This window comes from Microbacterium sp. 1154 (assembly GCF_031455375.1).
Lineage (GTDB): Bacteria > Actinomycetota > Actinomycetes > Actinomycetales > Microbacteriaceae > Microbacterium.
On sequence record NZ_JAVDSN010000008.1, the window covers coordinates 1 to 16,387 of the forward strand.

The window sequence follows — 16,387 nt, forward strand, 5'->3', positions numbered from 1 at the left end:
CGGGGCGGGGCGGGCGCGGGGGGGCGGGGGGGGGGCGGGCCGGCGGGCGGGCCCGCCGCCGCCCCCCGCCGCCGGCGCCCCGCCCCCCACGAGAATGACGTCGCGGTGACGCGCCGAGATCTCCGCGGCGTAAACGCTCGTCGTTCTGCCGGGCGCGCTGCTGGTTTGAAGCTAACTCAGCAAGCCCCCCGAGGAGGTTCGGTCAGCGGCCAGGTCCCGCGAGAAAACTGCCAGAAGACGGGGTTCCGGCCCGTGCCACGCGAGACCTGCGGATGATCGGGCTCAGGGTGCGCCGACGTCGGCGATCATGCGATCGATCCAGTCACGGCGATCGAGAGCGGTGATCGCCTCGCGATCGAACCACCGGATCTCGAGCAGCTCGTCGCCGTCGGCGACGGCGTCGCCGAGCAGTTCGCAGTCGTACGCGGTCGTGACGTATCCGACGCGGTCGCCGTTCGGATAGGTGACCATCATCGGTTCTCCGCCGTAGACGCCGACGATGCCGCGGATCCGGACCGACGCGCCCGTCTCTTCGTGCACTTCGCGCAGGAGCGCCTCAGAGGGCTCCTCCCCGGGTTCCACCCCGCCGCCGATCAGGCTCCAGGAGCCGCCGTGGCGATCTCGCGCGAGCAGGAACCGGTCGCCGTCGCGGATCACTGCCGTGACCCCGGGCAGCAGGAGCAGGTCTGATCCGATCCGCGCCCGGATTGAGCGCACGTAGTCCGACATCGGCATCCGTCGAGTCTAAGTCTGTGCGTCCGTCGCCAGCCGTGGGTCTCGTCAGGGGCGAGCCCCGGCGACTCACGCGCCCTTCAGCGCCTTCGCGATGCGCTGCGGCGACACGGGCTCGGCCGTGCCGAGGCGCTGAGCGAACAGGCTCACGCGCAGTTCCTCGAGCAGCCAACGTGTGTGCACGAGGTTCGCGGGGGCGTCCGCCGGGAGGGGCATCGTCCCTCCCGCATCCACGAAGCCCGCGGCGGCGCGCTCGTATTCGGTCATGCGTTGGCGGTCGCGGCCGGGGTTGTCCGACAGGATCTTCACCCGTTCGAGCGCTCCCGCGAGGTAGCGCGGCAGGTGCTGCAGTCGCGCGAGGCCCGTGCGCGAGAGGAAGCCGGGGAAGATCAGTCCCTTCACCTGGCCGCGCACGTCGTTCAGCGCACCGAGCAGGGTGATCGATGAGGCGTCCTTCATCGCTCGGTCCACCTCGCGCTGCGCGAGCAGGATCCTGGCCGCGAGAGACACGGTCTGGAAGGTGCGCTCGACCGAGACCGACGAGTACGCATCGCGCACCCGCTCGAACCCCGCCTTCGTCCGGACGACGCCGCTCGTGCTCTCTCGCAGCAGCACGTCGTCGGCCAGGGCCACGCGCGCATCCTCGATGAGTGCCTTGGCGTTCTGGTACGGGGATGCCGCGAGCGCGAGCTTCTCGTTCGCGGTGAGGTGGTCGAGAACGTACGTGGCGGGGGAGGGGACGGCGAGCAGCATCAGGCGGCGGATGCCGGCACGGGTGTGTCGCGCGGCGTCCTCGGGTGTCGCCTCGACGCGCAGGGCGACGCTGTCGCCCTCGTCGACGAGCGCCGGGTACCCGCGGACCACGCCACCGGCGACCGGGGTGTCGACGACCTCGGTGAGTCCGTCGAAGTCCCACGCGGTGAGCTTCGAGCGCGACGCGAACGCCGGTGAGGCCTCGGCGACCTTCGCAGCCGATCGGGCAGCCGGGCGCTCGCGCGTCACGGCCGACTCGACGCTCGATCGCGCGCGGTCGGCGAGGCGGCGTTGCAGGGTCGCGAGGTCCCGGTCGCTGCCGATCGCGCGCCCGCGCGCGTCGACGGCGCGGAACGAGGGCATCAAATGGCCGGGAACCCGGTCCAGCTCGAAGTCGGCCGCGCTCACCCGCTGGTTCGCGACGCGCTGCACGAGGGCGGCGAGCGCGTCGACGAGCGTCGTCTTCGGCAGGCCGTTCGCGTGCTCGGGGCCCTTCTCGGCGAGTTCGGCCGAGAATTTCTCGGCCCAGTCGGCCGCGGGCACGACGTTGCGGCGGATGGTCTTCGGCAGCGCGCGGAGCAGCGCGGTGACGAGCTCGTCGCGCATGCCCGGCACCTGCCAGTCGAAGCCGTCGGGCCTCAGCTGCGCCAACAGCGGCAGCGGGACGACCACCGTCACGCCGTCGTCGGCCGCGCCCGGCTCGAAGCGGTAGGCGAGGTTGAGGGTCTGGTCGCCCTGGCGCCACCGAGCGGGGAAGGCGCGGTCATCGCCCTGGGCCCGGTCGCCGGTGAGGTCGGACTCGCGCAGGTCGAGCAGGTGCGGCGTGCGGTTCGAGGCGTCCTTCCACCAGGTCTCGAACGAGCGCACGTCGGTCACGTCGGCGGGGATCCGCGCGTTGTAGAACGCGAACACCGCCTCGTCGCCGATGAGGATGTCGCGGCGTCGTTCGCGCTCCTCGATCTTCTCGAGCAGGCGGCGCTGCTCCTGGTTGCGGCGCAGGAACGTCGTGAGGCGCTTGTCGAGCACCGAGGGATCCCACTCGCCCTCCACCAGCGCGTGTCGCACGAACATCTCGCGCGCGAGCGGGCGGTCGAAGCGCGCGAGCTGCACGCGGCGGCGGCCGACGATCTCGACCCCGAAGAGGGTGACCTTCTCATAGGCGGCGGCGGAGCCGGCATCCTTCGACCAGTGCGGCTCACTCAGCGATCGCTTCACCAGGTCGGGGGCGAGCTCTTCCGCCCACGCCGGGTCGACGGCGGCGACCGTCCGGGCGAACAGGCGAGAGGTCTCGACGAGCTCGGCGGCCATGACCGCCGACGGGCGCTTCTTCTTCAGCCCCGACCCGGGGAAGATTGCGAACCGCGCCCCGCGCGCGCCGATGTATTCGCCCTTGGTGGGGCGGGTATCACCCGGAGCCTTGCGGTCTTTGGCCTGCGCCATCGTGCGCGGATCCAGGATGCCGAGGTGCGACAGCAACCCGGAGAGGATCGCGCGATGAATGGCGTCGCCCGCGGCGTGGCCCTCGGGGCCGTCGCCCTGGTCGGTGCTGACCGAACCGTGTCCCGATACGTGCGAGCCAGGTCCCGATTTGTGTGGCCTGGAGGGGTCTGAACCAGCCATAAGTGGGACATGGTTCCTCGAACCGCGCCCGCGCCCACCGTCGCCGCGCCCGCCGTCGCCGCGCGACTCGCCCGACCCGCGTTCGCCCCCCAGCGACCGCAGCTGCCGGTGCACGTCGACCCACTCGCGTACGCGCACGTAGTTGAGGTGCTCGCTCCGGCAGAGTCGCCGGAAGGCGCTCGAGCCGAGCTCGGCCTGCTTCTCCTGCAGGTACTCCCACAGGTTGAGCAGCGAGAGGAAGTCGCTCGTCGGGTCGGTGAAGCGCGCGTGGAAGCGGTCGGCCTCCTCGCGCCGTTCCTCGGGGCGCTCGCGCACGTCCTGGATCGACATGCCCGACACGATCGCGAGCACCTCGGGCTGCACGTCGTTTCGTCGCGCCTCGATGAGCATGCGGGCGAAGCGCGGGTCGATCGGTAGGCGTGCGATCTCACGGCCGATCTCGGTGAGCCTCGGGCCGTCGTCTGCGCGGCGACCGCGGTCACGCCGGGACGGGTCGCCGTCGCCGCGCACGTCGCGGTCGCGCGAGGTGTCGGCGCCGCGCGTCCCCGGAGCCGGCAGCTTCACGGCGCCCAGCTCGACGAGCAGGTCGAACGCCGCCTTCACGCCCCGCGAGTCCGGCGGCGTCAGGAACGGGAAGGCCTGGATGTCGCCGAAGCCGAGCGAGAGCATCTGCAGAATCACGGATGCCAGCGACGTCCGCAGGATCTCGGGTTCGGTGTACTCCGGCCGACGCGTGAAATCGTCTTCGGAGTAGAGCCGGATCGCCACACCCGGCGAGGTACGGCCGGCGCGGCCCGAGCGCTGCTGCGCCGACGCCTGCGACACCGCTTCGATGGGCAGACGCTGGATCTTCGAGCGGTTGCTGTAGCGCGAGATGCGCGCCGTCCCGGTGTCGACGACGTACCGGATGCCGGGGACGGTCAGGCTCGTCTCGGCGACGTTGGTCGCGAGGATGATGCGGCGGCGCACCCCCGCGACGGTCGAGCGCTCGAAGACGCGGTGCTGCTCGGCGGCGGACAGCCGCCCGTACAGGGGGAGGACTTCGGTGGGTGCCGCGTCCTTCTGGTACGCGCCGCGGATGGCGTCCGCCGCGTCGCGGATCTCGGCCTCGCCGGGGAAGAAGACGAGCACGTCGCCCGCGGGCTCCCGATCGAGCTCGCGCAGGGCCGCCACGACGGCCCCGACCTCGTCAGCGTCGTCGTCGGAACGGCCGGGCTTCGCGCCGGTCCGTGCCGAACTCCTGACTTTCTGCGACGCCGGCGCGGCGCGGCCGCGGGATGACGCGGGCTCGGGGCTGTCGGCATCCGGATCCTCAGGAGTTTCGCCCGCCTCGTCCGCCCCGTCGACCGGCCGATACCGGATCTCGACGGGGTACGTCCGCCCCGACACCTCGATCACCGGCGCCGGAACTGGCTCGCCGCCGGGCTGGGCGGGCGGAGCAGCGAAGTGGCGCGCGAAGCTCTCGGGGTCGATGGTCGCCGAGGTCACGATGACCTTGAGGTCGGGGCGCTTGGGCAGGATGCGGCGCAGGTACCCGAGCAGGAAGTCGATGTTGAGCGATCGCTCGTGCGCCTCGTCGACGATGATCGTGTCGTAGCGGCGCAGGAGCCGGTCGCGGTGGATCTCGTTGAGCAGGATGCCGTCGGTCACCAGCGCGACGCGGGTATCGGCCGACACCTTGTCGGTGAAGCGCACCTTGTAGCCGACGGTCGAGCCGAGCGGCACCTGCATCTCGTCGGCGATGCGCTCCGCGATCGTGCGCGCCGCGATGCGTCGGGGCTGGGTGTGGGCGATCGAGGTGCGGCCGAGCTCGAGGCAGATCTTGGGCAGCTGCGTCGTCTTTCCCGAGCCGGTCGCGCCGGCGACGATCACGACCTGGTGGTCGCGGATGGCGCGCGCGATCTCGTCCCGCGCGGCGCTGACGGGCAGCTCGGGCGGGTAGACGATGACGGGTTCGACAGACACAGCCTTCCAGGGTATCGCTCGCGTCGGGTGTGAGGCGCCAGATCCTGTCGCTCCGCGGGCACCGGAAGCGACCGATCCCGGCCACTCACGCGCCGTGCGTCCTAGGGCATCGATGCCTTCTGCTCGATGATCCGCCGGGCAGCGGCATCCACCTTGGCGGCGAACGCGGGGTCCGCCTCGGCACGAGCCAGCACGGCCTGGTGCATCTCGGGATACACCGAGGGGTCGGCCGATACGAGAAGCAGGTCGACACCGGCGTCCACCGCGAGCGTCGCGCGGTCTGCGGGCGACCACGGCTGCACCTGCCGGGCGGCCGAGAGGTCGTCGACCGTGATCACCCCGTCGAAGCCGACGCGGTCGCGCAGCACGTTCACCACCGCGGGCGAGAACGCGGCGGGTGCGCCCGGGTCGATCTGCGCGTAAATGGCGGTCGACATCATGACGATGGCGTCGCCCTGCGGCAGGACGTTGTCGTAGACGCCCACATCGGCGCCGTCCGCGGTGACCGTGTCGTCGGTCACGCCCGTGCGCGTGTCGGTGTTCTCGTCGACGTGACCGAGGCCCGGGAAGTGCTTGAGGGTGGGCATCACGCCGCCGTCGCGCATGCCCGCGGCGAACGCCCCGACCTTCGCGGCGACCGTGGCCCGGTTGTAGCCGTACTCGCGCGCGAGCGCGCCGATCGGAGGATTGGATGCCGCGAACTCCGGGCTCGTGACGATGTCGGCGACGGGCGCGAGGTTCATGTCCACCCCGGCCTGCGCGAGCTGCGCGCCCCAGGCCGCGGCCGATGACCGCAGAGCCGCGTCGGTCTCGGTCGCCTGCTCGACCGCCGAGGGGATGCGGTCGAATCCCGGTCCCTTCAGCACCTGGACGGTGCCGCCCTCCTGGTCGGTGGCCACCCAGAGTTCCGGGGCGCCCGCGGCGACGGTCGAGGTGAACTGCCCGATCAGTCCCGCGGTGGCCTCGTACCCGGCATCCGATCGGCCGTGCAGGAAGATCCCGCCGACGTGGTCGTCGCGTACCGCCGCCAGGGTCGTGGGGTTGGCGCCCTCGACCGAGGTGCCGACCATGAACATCTGGCCCACCTTGTCGGACAGGCTCATTCCCGCGAGGGGATCGGGAGTCGCGGTCGGCGTGGGGGTGGGGGTCGCGGTGGGGGAGGGGGATGCCGACGGCGCGGGGTCCGCGGCCGGCGCGCACGCGGTGAGGGCCAGGGCCGCGAGCAGCAGGAGGGTCGTCGAGCGCGTGGCGGTTTTCACCCCGCAATGCTCCCCGACGACTCTGGACGGTTCCCGGGCCTTGACCACGACCCGGTGGCCTCGATCAGCCGTTGCCCGCGGAACACGTGGCCTGGTTCGCCTTGGTGCCGCTGACGTTGCTCGGGAGCTCCACCACGCCGGGCGCGGTGCTGGCGTCCGTGGCATCCGGGGCGGGGGTGCTCGCCTCGGGGGCGGGCTCGCTCGGCGCGGAGGTGGGAGCGGACGGGTCGGCGATGACGCCGCCGTTCGCGCCTTCCTGGCCGGTCAGCTGCAGGGGAGCGTTGGTGTCCAGCGCCTCCCACAGCGTCGCCGCCGAAGCCTGGTCGGGGATGACGTGGTTGTTGTCGGCGGGGTCGTCGACCACGGGGAACTGCACGAAGGTGATGTCCGAGAACGGGACGTCCTTCAGCGTGTACGCGAGTTGCGCGATGCGGATCGGGTCGGCGAGGCTCTCGCTCGGCTCGATGTTGTTCACCGCGGTGTTGGCCAGGCCGATGAGCGTTCCGGGGTTGGAGAGCACCTCGTCGCTGCGCAGCTTGTTGATGAGGCGGGAGAGGTACTGCTGCTGGTTGCCGATGCGGGCCAGGTCGCTGCCGTCGCCGATGCCCTTGCGCGTGCGCAGGAACGCCAGGGCGTCGTAGCCCTTGACCACCCGCGGACCGGGCTCCCAGTCGATGCCCGCATCGGGGTCGTCGATGCCGTCGCCGCCGATGCAGACCTCCACGCCGCCGATGGCGTCCGTGATGTTGACGACGTTGCCGAAGCTCACCTTCGCGGCGAAGGGGATGCTCTGACCGCTCAGCTCCGACACGGTGTCGGCGACGCAGGTCAGCCCGCCCGTCTCGTAGGCGGAGTTGATGGGCGCCTTGTACGAGGCCTCCGACACCGCCCCGTCGGGATTCGTGCACTCCGGGATGCCGATCTGCAGATCGCGCGGGAACGAGACGACCGTCACGCGTCGGGGATTGGCCGACACGTGCACGAGCATGTTGACGTCGTTGCGCGTCCCCTCGTTGCCGGGGTCGGAGCAGCGGGCGCCGAAAGCGGCCTTCACTTGGTCGTCGCACTCGTCGGTGCCGACGACGAGAACCGAGAACGGCTCGTTGTACGCGCTCAGCGCGGGCGGCTCGGCCGGGGCGTCCTTGAGGGGGACGGCGGCCTCTTGCAGCCGCTGCGAGAGGGAGAAGGCGTAGAAGCCACCGACCGCCACGGCCGCGACGAGCACGACGGTGACGGCGATCGCGACGAGCTTCGCTCCGCGGCGCCAGGCCGAGGAGCGATCGCGTCGAGCGTGCCGGGTGGGGGGCTGCGGCGTCATCTGGGTAGTCAACCACGCGGATTCGCGGCCGGGCCACATGACGGGTGGGGCGGTCGGAAAGCCGACCGCCCCACCCCGGGTGCGATTACTTGCCGCCCTCGGTGAGCGTCACCTCGATCGGCGTGTAGCTGCCGTCGACGGTGACCCCCTCGTCCTTCAGCTCGCTCAGCGCGTCTTCGATGTACTCGTTCGAGTGCGCGGAGTCGGCGGGCTCGGCGGTGATGAGGTTCAGGCCGTCCTGATTCACGGCCTTCAACGCGCCCTGCACCGTCTTGTCCCACGCGGCGGAGTCGATGACGCCGAAGTCGCCACCGGTCCAGATGAGCTTGTTGACCTCGTTCATCTGCCACAGCTGGTGCGTGGGGCCGACGGGGAAGGCATCGACGCCCGGTGCTGTGGCCGCCATGTAGGTGATGTCGGCGGCCTCGGTCGGGTTGTCGCGCGCGAACACCCAGCCCTTCACGACGGCCTTGAGGAAGCGCTTCGCGGCGTCGGCGTAGGCCGGGTCGTCGGCCAGACGCTTCGTGTCGGCCCAGATGGCGTCCTGGAGCATCGCGCCGGCGGTGTCCTCGTACGAGATGACGTTGATGTCATCCATCGTGTAGAGCTTCCCCGTGGCGGGGTTCACCGTCTCGAGCAGCTGCGCGAGCTCGTTGTAGGTCATCGCCTGCGCGGCATCCACGTCCTTGTCGAGCAGAGCGTTCATCGAGAAGTCCTGCGTCGTGATCTTCACGGTCGAGGCGTCGAGGCCCTTGTCGGCCATCGCGGCGAAGATCTCCCACTCGTTGCCGAAGCCCCACGAGCCGATGCGCTTGCCCTCGAAGTCGTCGACGCTGGTGATATCCGAGTCCTTCCACGACACCTGGGTCGTGCCCGACTTCTGGAACACCTGCGCGATGTCGGTGAGCTCGACGCCCTGGTTCTCGAGCGTGCCGAGCACCTTCGGCACCCACGCGACGGCGAAGTCGACGTCGCCGGCGACGAGGGCATCCTGCGGCACGATGTCGCCGCCCGAGGGCAGCACCTCGACGTCGTCGAAGCCCTCCTCCTGGAAGTAGCCCTTGTCGAGAGCGACGTAGTAGCCGGCGAACTGCGCTTGCGGCAGCCACTGCAGCTGCAGCTTCACCGAGGTGAGGGGCGTGAAGTCGTCGTCGGACGACGAGGACGCCGATCCTCCGCCCGAGCAGGCGGAGAGAGCGAGGGCCGCGACGGCGACTCCCGCGATCGCGCCGAGAGCGCGGCGGGTGCTGTGTCTCATGGGTGGTCCTTCCGGGTCTGGTGGAGCAGTTCGGGTGGAGCAGGCGGTGAGGGTCTACGGACGGAGGGCGCCGAGGCGCCGCGCCACGATCCGTTCGAGCAGGGCGGTGAGGAGGAAGAAGAGCAGCCCGATCGCGATGCCTCCGCCCACGAACGCCCACGCGAGCGCCGCGCGTCCGGACTTGGCGTAGGTGGCGATGGCGGTGCCGATCCCGTCGGCCGGGCCGCCGAAGTACTCCGCGACGAGGGCGGAGATGACGGCGAGGGATGCCGCGACCCGCACGCCCGAGAGCAGGTAGGGCAGCGCGGTGGGGAGCGTGAGGCGCAGGAACGTCTGGCCGCCGGTGGCGGCGGTGGCGCGGAAGAGGTCGCGCTGAACCGGGCGGGTCTGCCGGAGCCCCCGGAGGGTGTTGACGAACACCGGGACGAAGGCGGCGATCCCCGCGACCGCCTGCCGGCCGAACTGGCTCGACGCGCCGAACATGGTGTTGAGGATGGGGGTGAGGGCGACGATCGGCACGACGGCGAGCGCGGCCACGAGGGGAGCGGTCATCCCGTCGACGGGACGCCAGGTCGCCGCCAGAGCGGCCAGGAGCACGGCGACCACGGTGCCCGCGAGAAGACCGACGAGGGCGTTGGCGCCGGTGATGCCCGCGGCCTCCCACACCAGGGGGAAGCGCTCGACGAGCTCGGTCGCGACGGCGAACGGGTCGGGCAGCATCCGCGGGGCGCCCCCCGAGGCGACGAACGCGTACCAGGCGAGCAGCCCCGCGACCCCGACGGCCACGGGCGCGGCGATGCGCGCCCATCCGGGCAGCGACGTGGCGTTCATCGTTCGTTCGCCCGGAGGACGGGCGCACCGTGCAGCGCCTCACGGACGGCGGTGACGCGTGCGAAGAACTCGGGGGACTCGCGGAGGGCCTCGTCGCGCGGGCGGCCGGGACGGGTGTCGATCACGTCGGTGATGCGCCCCGGCCGTGGACTCATGACCACGACGCGGTCGGAGAGGAACACCGCCTCGGGGATCGAGTGCGTGACGAACACCACCGCCGCGCCGGTCTCGGCGGCGATGCGCGCGAGCTCGGACTGCAGCCGTTCGCGGGTCATCTCGTCGAGCGCGCCGAACGGCTCGTCCATCAGCAGCAGCTTCGGCTGCGCGGCGAGGGAGCGGGCGATCGCGACGCGCTGCTGCATGCCGCCGGAGAGCTGGTCGGGGTAGCGGCCCGTGAAGTCGGTGAGACCGACGAGGTCGGCGAGTTCCGCGACGCGCGCGTCGCGACGGGCCTTCGGCCACCTGTGCAGGTCGAGGGGCAGGGCGATGTTCGCGGCGACCGTCAGCCACGGCAGCAGGGCCGCCTGCTGGAAGGCGATGCCGTAGTCCTGGTCGAGCCGCGCCTGTCGCGCGGTCTTGCCGTAGAGGGTCAGGTCGCCGCTCGTGGCGCTGTCGAGGTCGGCGATGAGGCGCAGCAGCGTCGACTTGCCGCACCCCGAGGGGCCGATGAGCGACACGAACTCACCCGCCGCCACCTCGAGCTCGACGCCGGTGAGGGCGGTCACCTCGCCGCCCGCGCTCGGGAACACCTTGCCGATGCCGGACGCCCGGACGGCGAGGTCGGAGGAAATGGTCATGCGGTGTCCTCTCCGCGACGGAAACGGTGAAGGGCGACGCCGATCAGGGCGACGCCGCCCGCGGCGACGAGTCCCATCACGACGGTGCCGAACGTAGGGGCCCACGGCGCGGCCGGGTCGGACGATGCTTGACCGGCGAGCTGGATGAGCATGCGTCCGATGCCGCCGCGCAGACCGATGGACACCTCGGCGACGACCGCGCCGACGACGGCGGAGGCCGCCGCGAGGCGGAGCGCCGGCAGCAGGTGCGGAACGGCCGCGGGAAGACGCAGGCGCACGAGTGTCTGCCACCACCCGGCAGAGGTGGCCCGCATGAGGTCGAGGTGCAGGGCGTCGGGGGCGGAGAGCCCGCGCAGCATGCCGATCGCGACGGGGAAGAACGCCAGGTACGACGCGATCAACGCGACCGACAACCACGGAGGCCAGGGGAAGCCCGACCGGTCGACCTGCGTGCCGATCGCGTTGACGACCGGGGCGAAGGCGATGAGCGGCACGATCTGACTCACCACGATCCAGGGCAGAAGCCCCGCCTCGACGAGGCGCCAGCGCTGCATCGCGACCCCGAGGAGGGATCCGACGACGACGCCGATGAGCCACCCGAGGGCGGCCAGGGCGAGGGTCGTGCCGGCCGCAGCGGCGACCGAGACGATCAGCGGCGGGGTGTCGCCACCGCTGGTAGGCGCGAACATCCGCGTCACCATCTCCCACACGTGCGGCATGGCGCGGTCGTGCGTGCGGGGCAGCAGGATGACGCCCGAACCGGCCGATCCGTCGCCACCCGCCGTGACACCGTCCGCGGGGCCGAGCAGCTTGTACAGCTCCCACACGGCGATGACCGCGGCGACACCGGCCACGCCCCAGCCCACGCGGATCGCGGTAGCGCGCCCCCGGGAGGAACGCCTGCCGCGCGGCATCCGTTCCTCCGAGACGACCGCGGCCGTCCCCGGTGCCACCACCTGGTCGGTCACCGCTTCGCCGTCACCGGGGGAGTGAGGGCGGGGATGACGGTCTCGCCGTACACGCGCATCGTCTCCTCCTTGTTGTCGTGCTGGAGGTACCCGGCGAACTGCGTCACGCCCAGCGCCCGCAGCTTCTCGAGCTTGGCGATGTGCTCCTCGGCCGTGCCGAGCACGCAGAAACGCTCGACGATCTCGTCGGGGACGAAGTCGACGTGGTCGTTGTGGCTCTTGCCGTGCGAGTTGTAGTCGTAGCCGGTGCGCCCCGCGATGTAATCGGTCAGGGCTGCGGGCACGTCGGAGCCGGCGCCGTACTTCGACACGATGTCGGCAACGTGATTGCCGACCATCCCGCCGAACCACCGGCACTGCTCGATCATGTGCGCGCGCGCTTCGGGGGTGTCGTCGCCGATGTACATCGGAGCAGCGACGCAGAACGCGATGTCGTCGGGGTTGCGTCCGGCCTCTTCTGCGGCCTTGCGGACCGTCGCGATCATCCACTCGGCGATGTCGAGGTCCGCCAGCTGCAGGATGAACCCGTCGGCCACCTCGCCGGTGAGCTTGAGGGCGAGAGGACCGTAGGCCGCGACCCACACGTCGAGCTTCGAGCCGCGGCTCCAGGGCAACTGCAGGGTCGCGCCGTTGTACTCCACCGCTCGGGAGTTGCCGAGCTCGCGGATGACGTGCACCGACTCGCGCAGCGCTTTCAGGGTCGTGGGCCGGCCGTTCGTCACGCGCACGGCCGAGTCGCCGCGACCGATTCCGCAGATCGTGCGGTTGCCGTACATCTCGTTGAGGGTGGCGAAGGTGGATGCCGTGACCGTCCAGTCGCGAGTGGCGGGGTTCGTCACGAACGGACCGACGGTGATGCGGCGGGTGGCGGCGAGGATCGCCGAGTGGACGACGTAGGGCTCTTCCCACAGCAGGTGCGAGTCGAACGTCCACACGTGGCTGAAGCCGTGTGCCTCCGCCAGCTGCGAGAGCTGGACGACGCGGGCGGCGGGCGGGTTGGTCTGCAGGACGACGCCGAAATCCATGGGTTCTCCTCTCAGACCAGGTACTGGCTCAGGCCGCGTTTGACGAAGCGGCCGTCGCCCTTCGCGCCGATGTAGGCGCCGTCGTCGACGACGACCTTGCCGCGCGAGATGACGGTGTCGACGTGACCGTCGATCTCGTAGCCCTCCCACGCGGAGTGGTCCATGTTCATGTGGTGGGTCTTGCCCACGCCGATCGAGGTGTGCCCGGCCGGGTCGTAGACGACGATGTCGGCGTCGGCGCCGGGGGCGATGACGCCCTTCTTGCCGTACATGCCGAACATGCGCGCGGGGGTCGTGCTGGTCAGCTCCACCCAGCGCTCGAGCGTGATCTGTCCCGTCACGACGCCCTGGTACATGAGGTCCATGCGGTGCTCGACCGAGCCGATGCCGTTGGGGATGGCCCGAAAGTCGCCCTGGCCGAGCGTCTTCTGGTCCTTCATGCAGAACGGGCAGTGGTCGGTGGAGACCATCTGGATGTCGTTGGTGCGCAGCGCCTGCCACATGTGGTGCTGGTGGCCCTCGTGCTTAGACCGCAACGGCGTCGAGCACACCCACTTGGCGCCCTCGAAATCGCCCCACTCCTCGCTGGACGCCCCGAGCTGATCCTCGAGGGACAGGTAGAGGTACTGCGGACAAGTCTCGCCGAAGACGTTCTGGCCGTTGTCGCGTGCCCAGGCCAACTGTTCGACCGCTTGCTTGGCGCTGACGTGCACGACGTACAGGGGAGCCCCCGTGAGGTGCGACAGCATGATCGCGCGGTGCGTGGCCTCCTCCTCCATCTGCCAGGCGCGGGCGACACCGTGGAAGTACGGCGATGTCTTGCCCTTCTCGATGAGCTGTTCCGCGAGCACGTCGATGACGGGGCCGTTCTCCGCGTGCATCATCGTCAGCAGGCCGGTATCGGCGGCAACCTGCATCGCGCGCAGGATCTGCGCGTCGTCCGCGTAGAAGACGCCGGGGTATGCCATGAACATCTTGAAGCTCGAGATGCCCTCGTCGATCAAGCCGGGCAGGGCGGCCAGGGAGTCGGCATCCACCCCTCCGACGATCTGGTGGAAGCCGTAGTCGATCGCGCAGTTGCCCGCGGCGAGCTCGTGCCAGTGCGCGAGGCCGTCCTGCACGCGCTCTCCGGCGCGCTGGACGGCGAAGTCGACGATCGTCGTCGTTCCGCCCCATGCCGCGGCGCGGGTGCCGGTCTCGAACGTGTCCGACGCACTCGTCCCACCGAAGGGCAGCTGCATGTGCGTGTGCGCGTCGATGCCGCCCGGGATGAGGTACTTGCCCGTCGCGTCGATGACGGTGTCGACGGATGCCGCGAGGTCGTGGCCCAGCAGGGTTGAGCCCGGCGCAAGCACGGCGGCGATCGTCTCATCGTCGAGCAGCACGTCCGCGGCGCTGCGGCCCGTCGCCGAGACGACGGTGCCGCCCGTGATCAGGGTCGTCGCCATCTCAGGCCTCCACGATCTCGCCGTAGGTGTCGGGGCGGCGGTCGCGGTAGAACTGCCAGTCGTCGCGCATCTGCTGCACCAGGTCCATGTCGAGGTCGCGGATGAGCACCTCCTCGTGCTCCGACGAGCCGACGGCGCCGACGTGGTTGCCGCGAGGGTCGATCACCTGGCTCGTGCCGTAGAACGACACGGCCTCGTCGCCGTACTCGTTGTCCTCGCGGCCGACGCGGTTGGGCTGCAGCACGAAGTAGCCGTTCGCCACCGCCGCGCACGGGCCCTCGACCTCCCAGAGGCGGTTCGACAGGCCGGGCTTGGTGGCGTTCGGGTTGAACACCATGTGCGCGCCGTTCAGGCCGAGTTCCCGCCATCCCTCGGGGAAGTGCCGGTCGTAGCAGATGTACATGCCGACCTTGCCGACCGCGGTCTCGAAGACGGGGTAACCGAGGTTGCCCGGGCGGAAGTAGAACTTCTCCCAGAACTTCTCGAGGTGCGGGATGTGGTTCTTGCGGTAGCTCCCGAGCACCGTCCCGTCGGCGTCGACGAGCACCGAGGTGTTGTAGTAGACGCCGGTCTGGGCTTCCTCGTAGATCGGCAGCACGCTGACGAGTCCCAGCTCCTTCGCGAGCGCTGCGAACCGCTGCACGATGGGTCCGTCGACCGGCTCGGCGTAGCGGTAGTACTTCTGGTCCTGCGTGATACCGAAGTAGGGGCCGTAGAAGAGCTCCTGGAAGCACACGACCTCGGCGCCCGCCGCGGCCGCGTCGCGGGCGAACTGCTCGTGCTTGTCGAGCATCGATTCCTTGTCGCCGGTCCAGGTGGTCTGCGTGATGGCTGCGCGCACGGTCGTCATGCGATTCTCCCGATCTCACGGCCGGTGCCGTGTTCTGTTACTGTCGCGTCTGAACATTTCCCGACGATTTCCGCGCGTGACAACACGGTGAAGAGAAGCGCTTCTCGCGGGCGACGACGAGGGTGAGGGCGACATGCTGGAAGCCGAGGCGCTGACCGAGCGCTCCTCGGCGGGTCTCGCTTCGGAGATCGCGCGCCTCGTCACCGATGGGACGCTGCTGCCGGGCGAGCGCCTGCCGACCGTCCGCGCCGTCGCGGCGCAATTGGGGGTGTCGACCGGAACCGTGGCCGCGGCGTGGCGTGCGCTCGCCGACGCGGGGGTGATCGTCTCGCGCGGACGCGCCGGGTCTTTCGTGCGCTCCGAACGGCGGGAATGGTTGAGCCCGCGCGTGCGGGGGCTGGCGGTCGAGGCACGTGGAGTTCCCATCCCGCCCCGGGGGCTCGGTGGTCGCGTTGCTGCCTCCGCCCGCCTCGACCTCTCGCGCGGAACGCCCGACCCCGCACTCCTGCCGTCGATCGAGAGGGCGCTGTCGCGCGCCCGCCCGCGGGCCGACACGGGTCGGTATCACGACCTCCCCGTGCTGCCCGAGCTCTACGACGTGCTGGTGGAGCAGTGGCCCGTGGGCGGCGTCGAGGCGCTCACGGTGGTCGACGGAGCGTTCGACGGCATCTCCCGCACGGTCGACCAGGTGGTCCGTTTCGGCGATCGCGTCGCCGTGGAGTCCCCGGGATTCCCGTACATCTTCGATCTGGTCGACGCCGCGGGCGGTATCCCGCTCCCGCTCGAGAGCGATGCCGACGGCATCCTTCCGTCGTCGCTGGCGAGGGCGCTCGCGCGGCAGCCCTCAACGCTCGTGCTGCAGCCGCGCGCACAGAACCCGACGGGGGTGTCGATGTCGGCCGAGCGAGCCCGCCGCCTCGCCCACGTGCTGCTGACCGTCCCCGGGGGACGCCGCGTCACCGTCATCGAAGACGACCACTCGGCGCTCATCGCCACGGCACCCGCCGTCACTCTCGCGCGGTGGATCCCCGCTCAGGTGGTGCACGTGCGCGGCTTCTCGAAATCGCACGGCCCCGATCTGCGGATCGCCGCCCTCGGCGGTCCCGCCGACATCGTCGAACGCATCGTCCGGCGCCGCATGCTCGGCCCCGGGTGGACGTCGCGTCTGCTCCAGAGCGTGCTGCGAGAACTCCTGACCGATTCGAGTTCGATCGCCGCCGTCAGCACCGCCCGCCTCATCTATCGCGACCGGCTCGACCGCCTCGCCGACGCGCTGCGGCGATGCGGGGTCGACGTCGGCGCACCCGACGGCATCAACCTGTGGGTTCCCGTGCTCGATGAGCGCGCGGCGATCGTGCGTCTCGCCGCCGAGGGGATCGCGGTGGCCGCCGGAACGCCCTTCGTCGTCGACGCATCGCCCGAGGCGGGATCGGGAGGCGGGCGCGTGCGCGTGACCGGCGGCTCGGTGTCGGAGAACGTCCGGCTCGTCGCCGAGGCGCTCGCCCGCGCGGCCTTCGCCCCGCCGCTGTCGTGAGGCGCGCGACGCGCGGGCCTCGTCCCTGT

The 16,387-nt window shown here is 70.9% G+C and carries 12 protein-coding genes; 1 reads left to right on the forward strand and 11 read right to left on the reverse strand.

Going from position 1 to position 16,387, the window contains the following annotated elements; translation table 11 throughout:
- Positions 1–282: 282 nt before the first annotated feature.
- The 11 genes from J2X55_RS16510 to J2X55_RS16560 form a co-directional block, all read right to left on the reverse strand.
- Positions 283–735 carry an NUDIX domain-containing protein gene (locus tag J2X55_RS16510; protein ID WP_309824719.1) on the reverse strand — a complete coding sequence of 151 codons (453 nt, stop codon included), beginning with the start codon at positions 733–735 and terminating at the stop codon, positions 283–285.
- A gap of 66 nt (positions 736–801) precedes the next feature.
- Positions 802–5,070 (reverse strand): DUF3418 domain-containing protein, encoded by a 4,269-nt coding sequence (locus J2X55_RS16515; RefSeq protein ID WP_309824721.1) that lies wholly within the window; start codon positions 5,068–5,070, stop codon positions 802–804.
- A 101-nt stretch (positions 5,071–5,171) separates the two neighbouring features.
- Positions 5,172–6,329, reverse strand: coding sequence for a glycoside hydrolase family 3 N-terminal domain-containing protein (locus J2X55_RS16520; RefSeq protein ID WP_309824723.1), 1,158 nt, complete (start codon positions 6,327–6,329; stop codon positions 5,172–5,174).
- 64 nt (positions 6,330–6,393) lie between these two features.
- Positions 6,394–7,647 (reverse strand): LCP family protein, encoded by a 1,254-nt coding sequence (locus J2X55_RS16525; protein WP_309824725.1) that lies wholly within the window; start codon positions 7,645–7,647, stop codon positions 6,394–6,396.
- Between the two features lie 85 nt (positions 7,648–7,732).
- Positions 7,733–8,905 (reverse strand): ABC transporter substrate-binding protein, encoded by a 1,173-nt coding sequence (locus tag J2X55_RS16530; RefSeq protein WP_309824727.1) that lies wholly within the window; start codon positions 8,903–8,905, stop codon positions 7,733–7,735.
- Positions 8,906–8,959: 54 nt separating this feature from the next.
- Positions 8,960–9,736, reverse strand: a complete 777-nt coding sequence (locus tag J2X55_RS16535; RefSeq protein WP_309824729.1) for an ABC transporter permease subunit — start codon at positions 9,734–9,736, stop codon at positions 8,960–8,962.
- On the reverse strand, positions 9,733–10,533 hold the full coding sequence (locus J2X55_RS16540) for an ABC transporter ATP-binding protein (RefSeq protein WP_115920835.1): 801 nt from the start codon (positions 10,531–10,533) through the stop codon (positions 9,733–9,735). The genes J2X55_RS16535 and J2X55_RS16540 overlap by 4 nt, the downstream gene beginning before the upstream one ends.
- Complete coding sequence (locus tag J2X55_RS16545) at positions 10,530–11,501, reverse strand: ABC transporter permease subunit (protein WP_309824732.1); 972 nt, start codon at positions 11,499–11,501, stop codon at positions 10,530–10,532. Before J2X55_RS16545 ends, J2X55_RS16540 begins: the two co-directional genes overlap by 4 nt.
- Positions 11,498–12,526, reverse strand: a complete 1,029-nt coding sequence (locus tag J2X55_RS16550; protein ID WP_309824734.1) for a TIGR03842 family LLM class F420-dependent oxidoreductase — start codon at positions 12,524–12,526, stop codon at positions 11,498–11,500. The genes J2X55_RS16545 and J2X55_RS16550 overlap by 4 nt, the downstream gene beginning before the upstream one ends.
- Positions 12,527–12,537: 11 nt before the next feature.
- Complete coding sequence (hydA, locus tag J2X55_RS16555; protein ID WP_309824735.1) at positions 12,538–13,974, reverse strand: dihydropyrimidinase; 1,437 nt, start codon at positions 13,972–13,974, stop codon at positions 12,538–12,540.
- A gap of 1 nt (position 13,975) precedes the next feature.
- The gene (locus J2X55_RS16560) at positions 13,976–14,824 is read right to left on the reverse strand and encodes a nitrilase-related carbon-nitrogen hydrolase (protein WP_309824737.1); all 849 of its coding nucleotides are present in this window, start codon (positions 14,822–14,824) and stop codon (positions 13,976–13,978) included.
- Between the two features lie 133 nt (positions 14,825–14,957).
- On the opposite strand from J2X55_RS16560, the gene J2X55_RS16565 reads away from it, so the two are divergent.
- Positions 14,958–16,358, forward strand: coding sequence for an aminotransferase class I/II-fold pyridoxal phosphate-dependent enzyme (locus J2X55_RS16565; RefSeq protein WP_309824738.1), 1,401 nt, complete (start codon positions 14,958–14,960; stop codon positions 16,356–16,358).
- The last annotated feature ends 29 nt before the right edge of the window (positions 16,359–16,387 follow it).

What these genes read in the sequence shown, in the direction of transcription:
- J2X55_RS16535 (WP_309824729.1), bottom strand. Translation starts at nt 9,736, where the DNA reads ATGAACGCCACGTCGCTGCCCGGATGGGCGCGCATCGCCGCGCCCGTG.
- hydA (WP_309824735.1), bottom strand. Translation starts at nt 13,974, where the DNA reads ATGGCGACGACCCTGATCACGGGCGGCACCGTCGTCTCGGCGACGGGC.
- J2X55_RS16510 (WP_309824719.1), bottom strand. Translation starts at nt 735, where the DNA reads ATGCCGATGTCGGACTACGTGCGCTCAATCCGGGCGCGGATCGGATCA.
- J2X55_RS16525 (WP_309824725.1), bottom strand. Translation starts at nt 7,647, where the DNA reads ATGACGCCGCAGCCCCCCACCCGGCACGCTCGACGCGATCGCTCCTCG.
- J2X55_RS16530 (WP_309824727.1), bottom strand. Translation starts at nt 8,905, where the DNA reads ATGAGACACAGCACCCGCCGCGCTCTCGGCGCGATCGCGGGAGTCGCC.
- J2X55_RS16565 (WP_309824738.1), top strand. Translation starts at nt 14,958, where the DNA reads ATGCTGGAAGCCGAGGCGCTGACCGAGCGCTCCTCGGCGGGTCTCGCT.
- J2X55_RS16560 (WP_309824737.1), bottom strand. Translation starts at nt 14,824, where the DNA reads ATGACGACCGTGCGCGCAGCCATCACGCAGACCACCTGGACCGGCGAC.
- J2X55_RS16550 (WP_309824734.1), bottom strand. Translation starts at nt 12,526, where the DNA reads ATGGATTTCGGCGTCGTCCTGCAGACCAACCCGCCCGCCGCCCGCGTC.
- J2X55_RS16540 (WP_115920835.1), bottom strand. Translation starts at nt 10,533, where the DNA reads ATGACCATTTCCTCCGACCTCGCCGTCCGGGCGTCCGGCATCGGCAAG.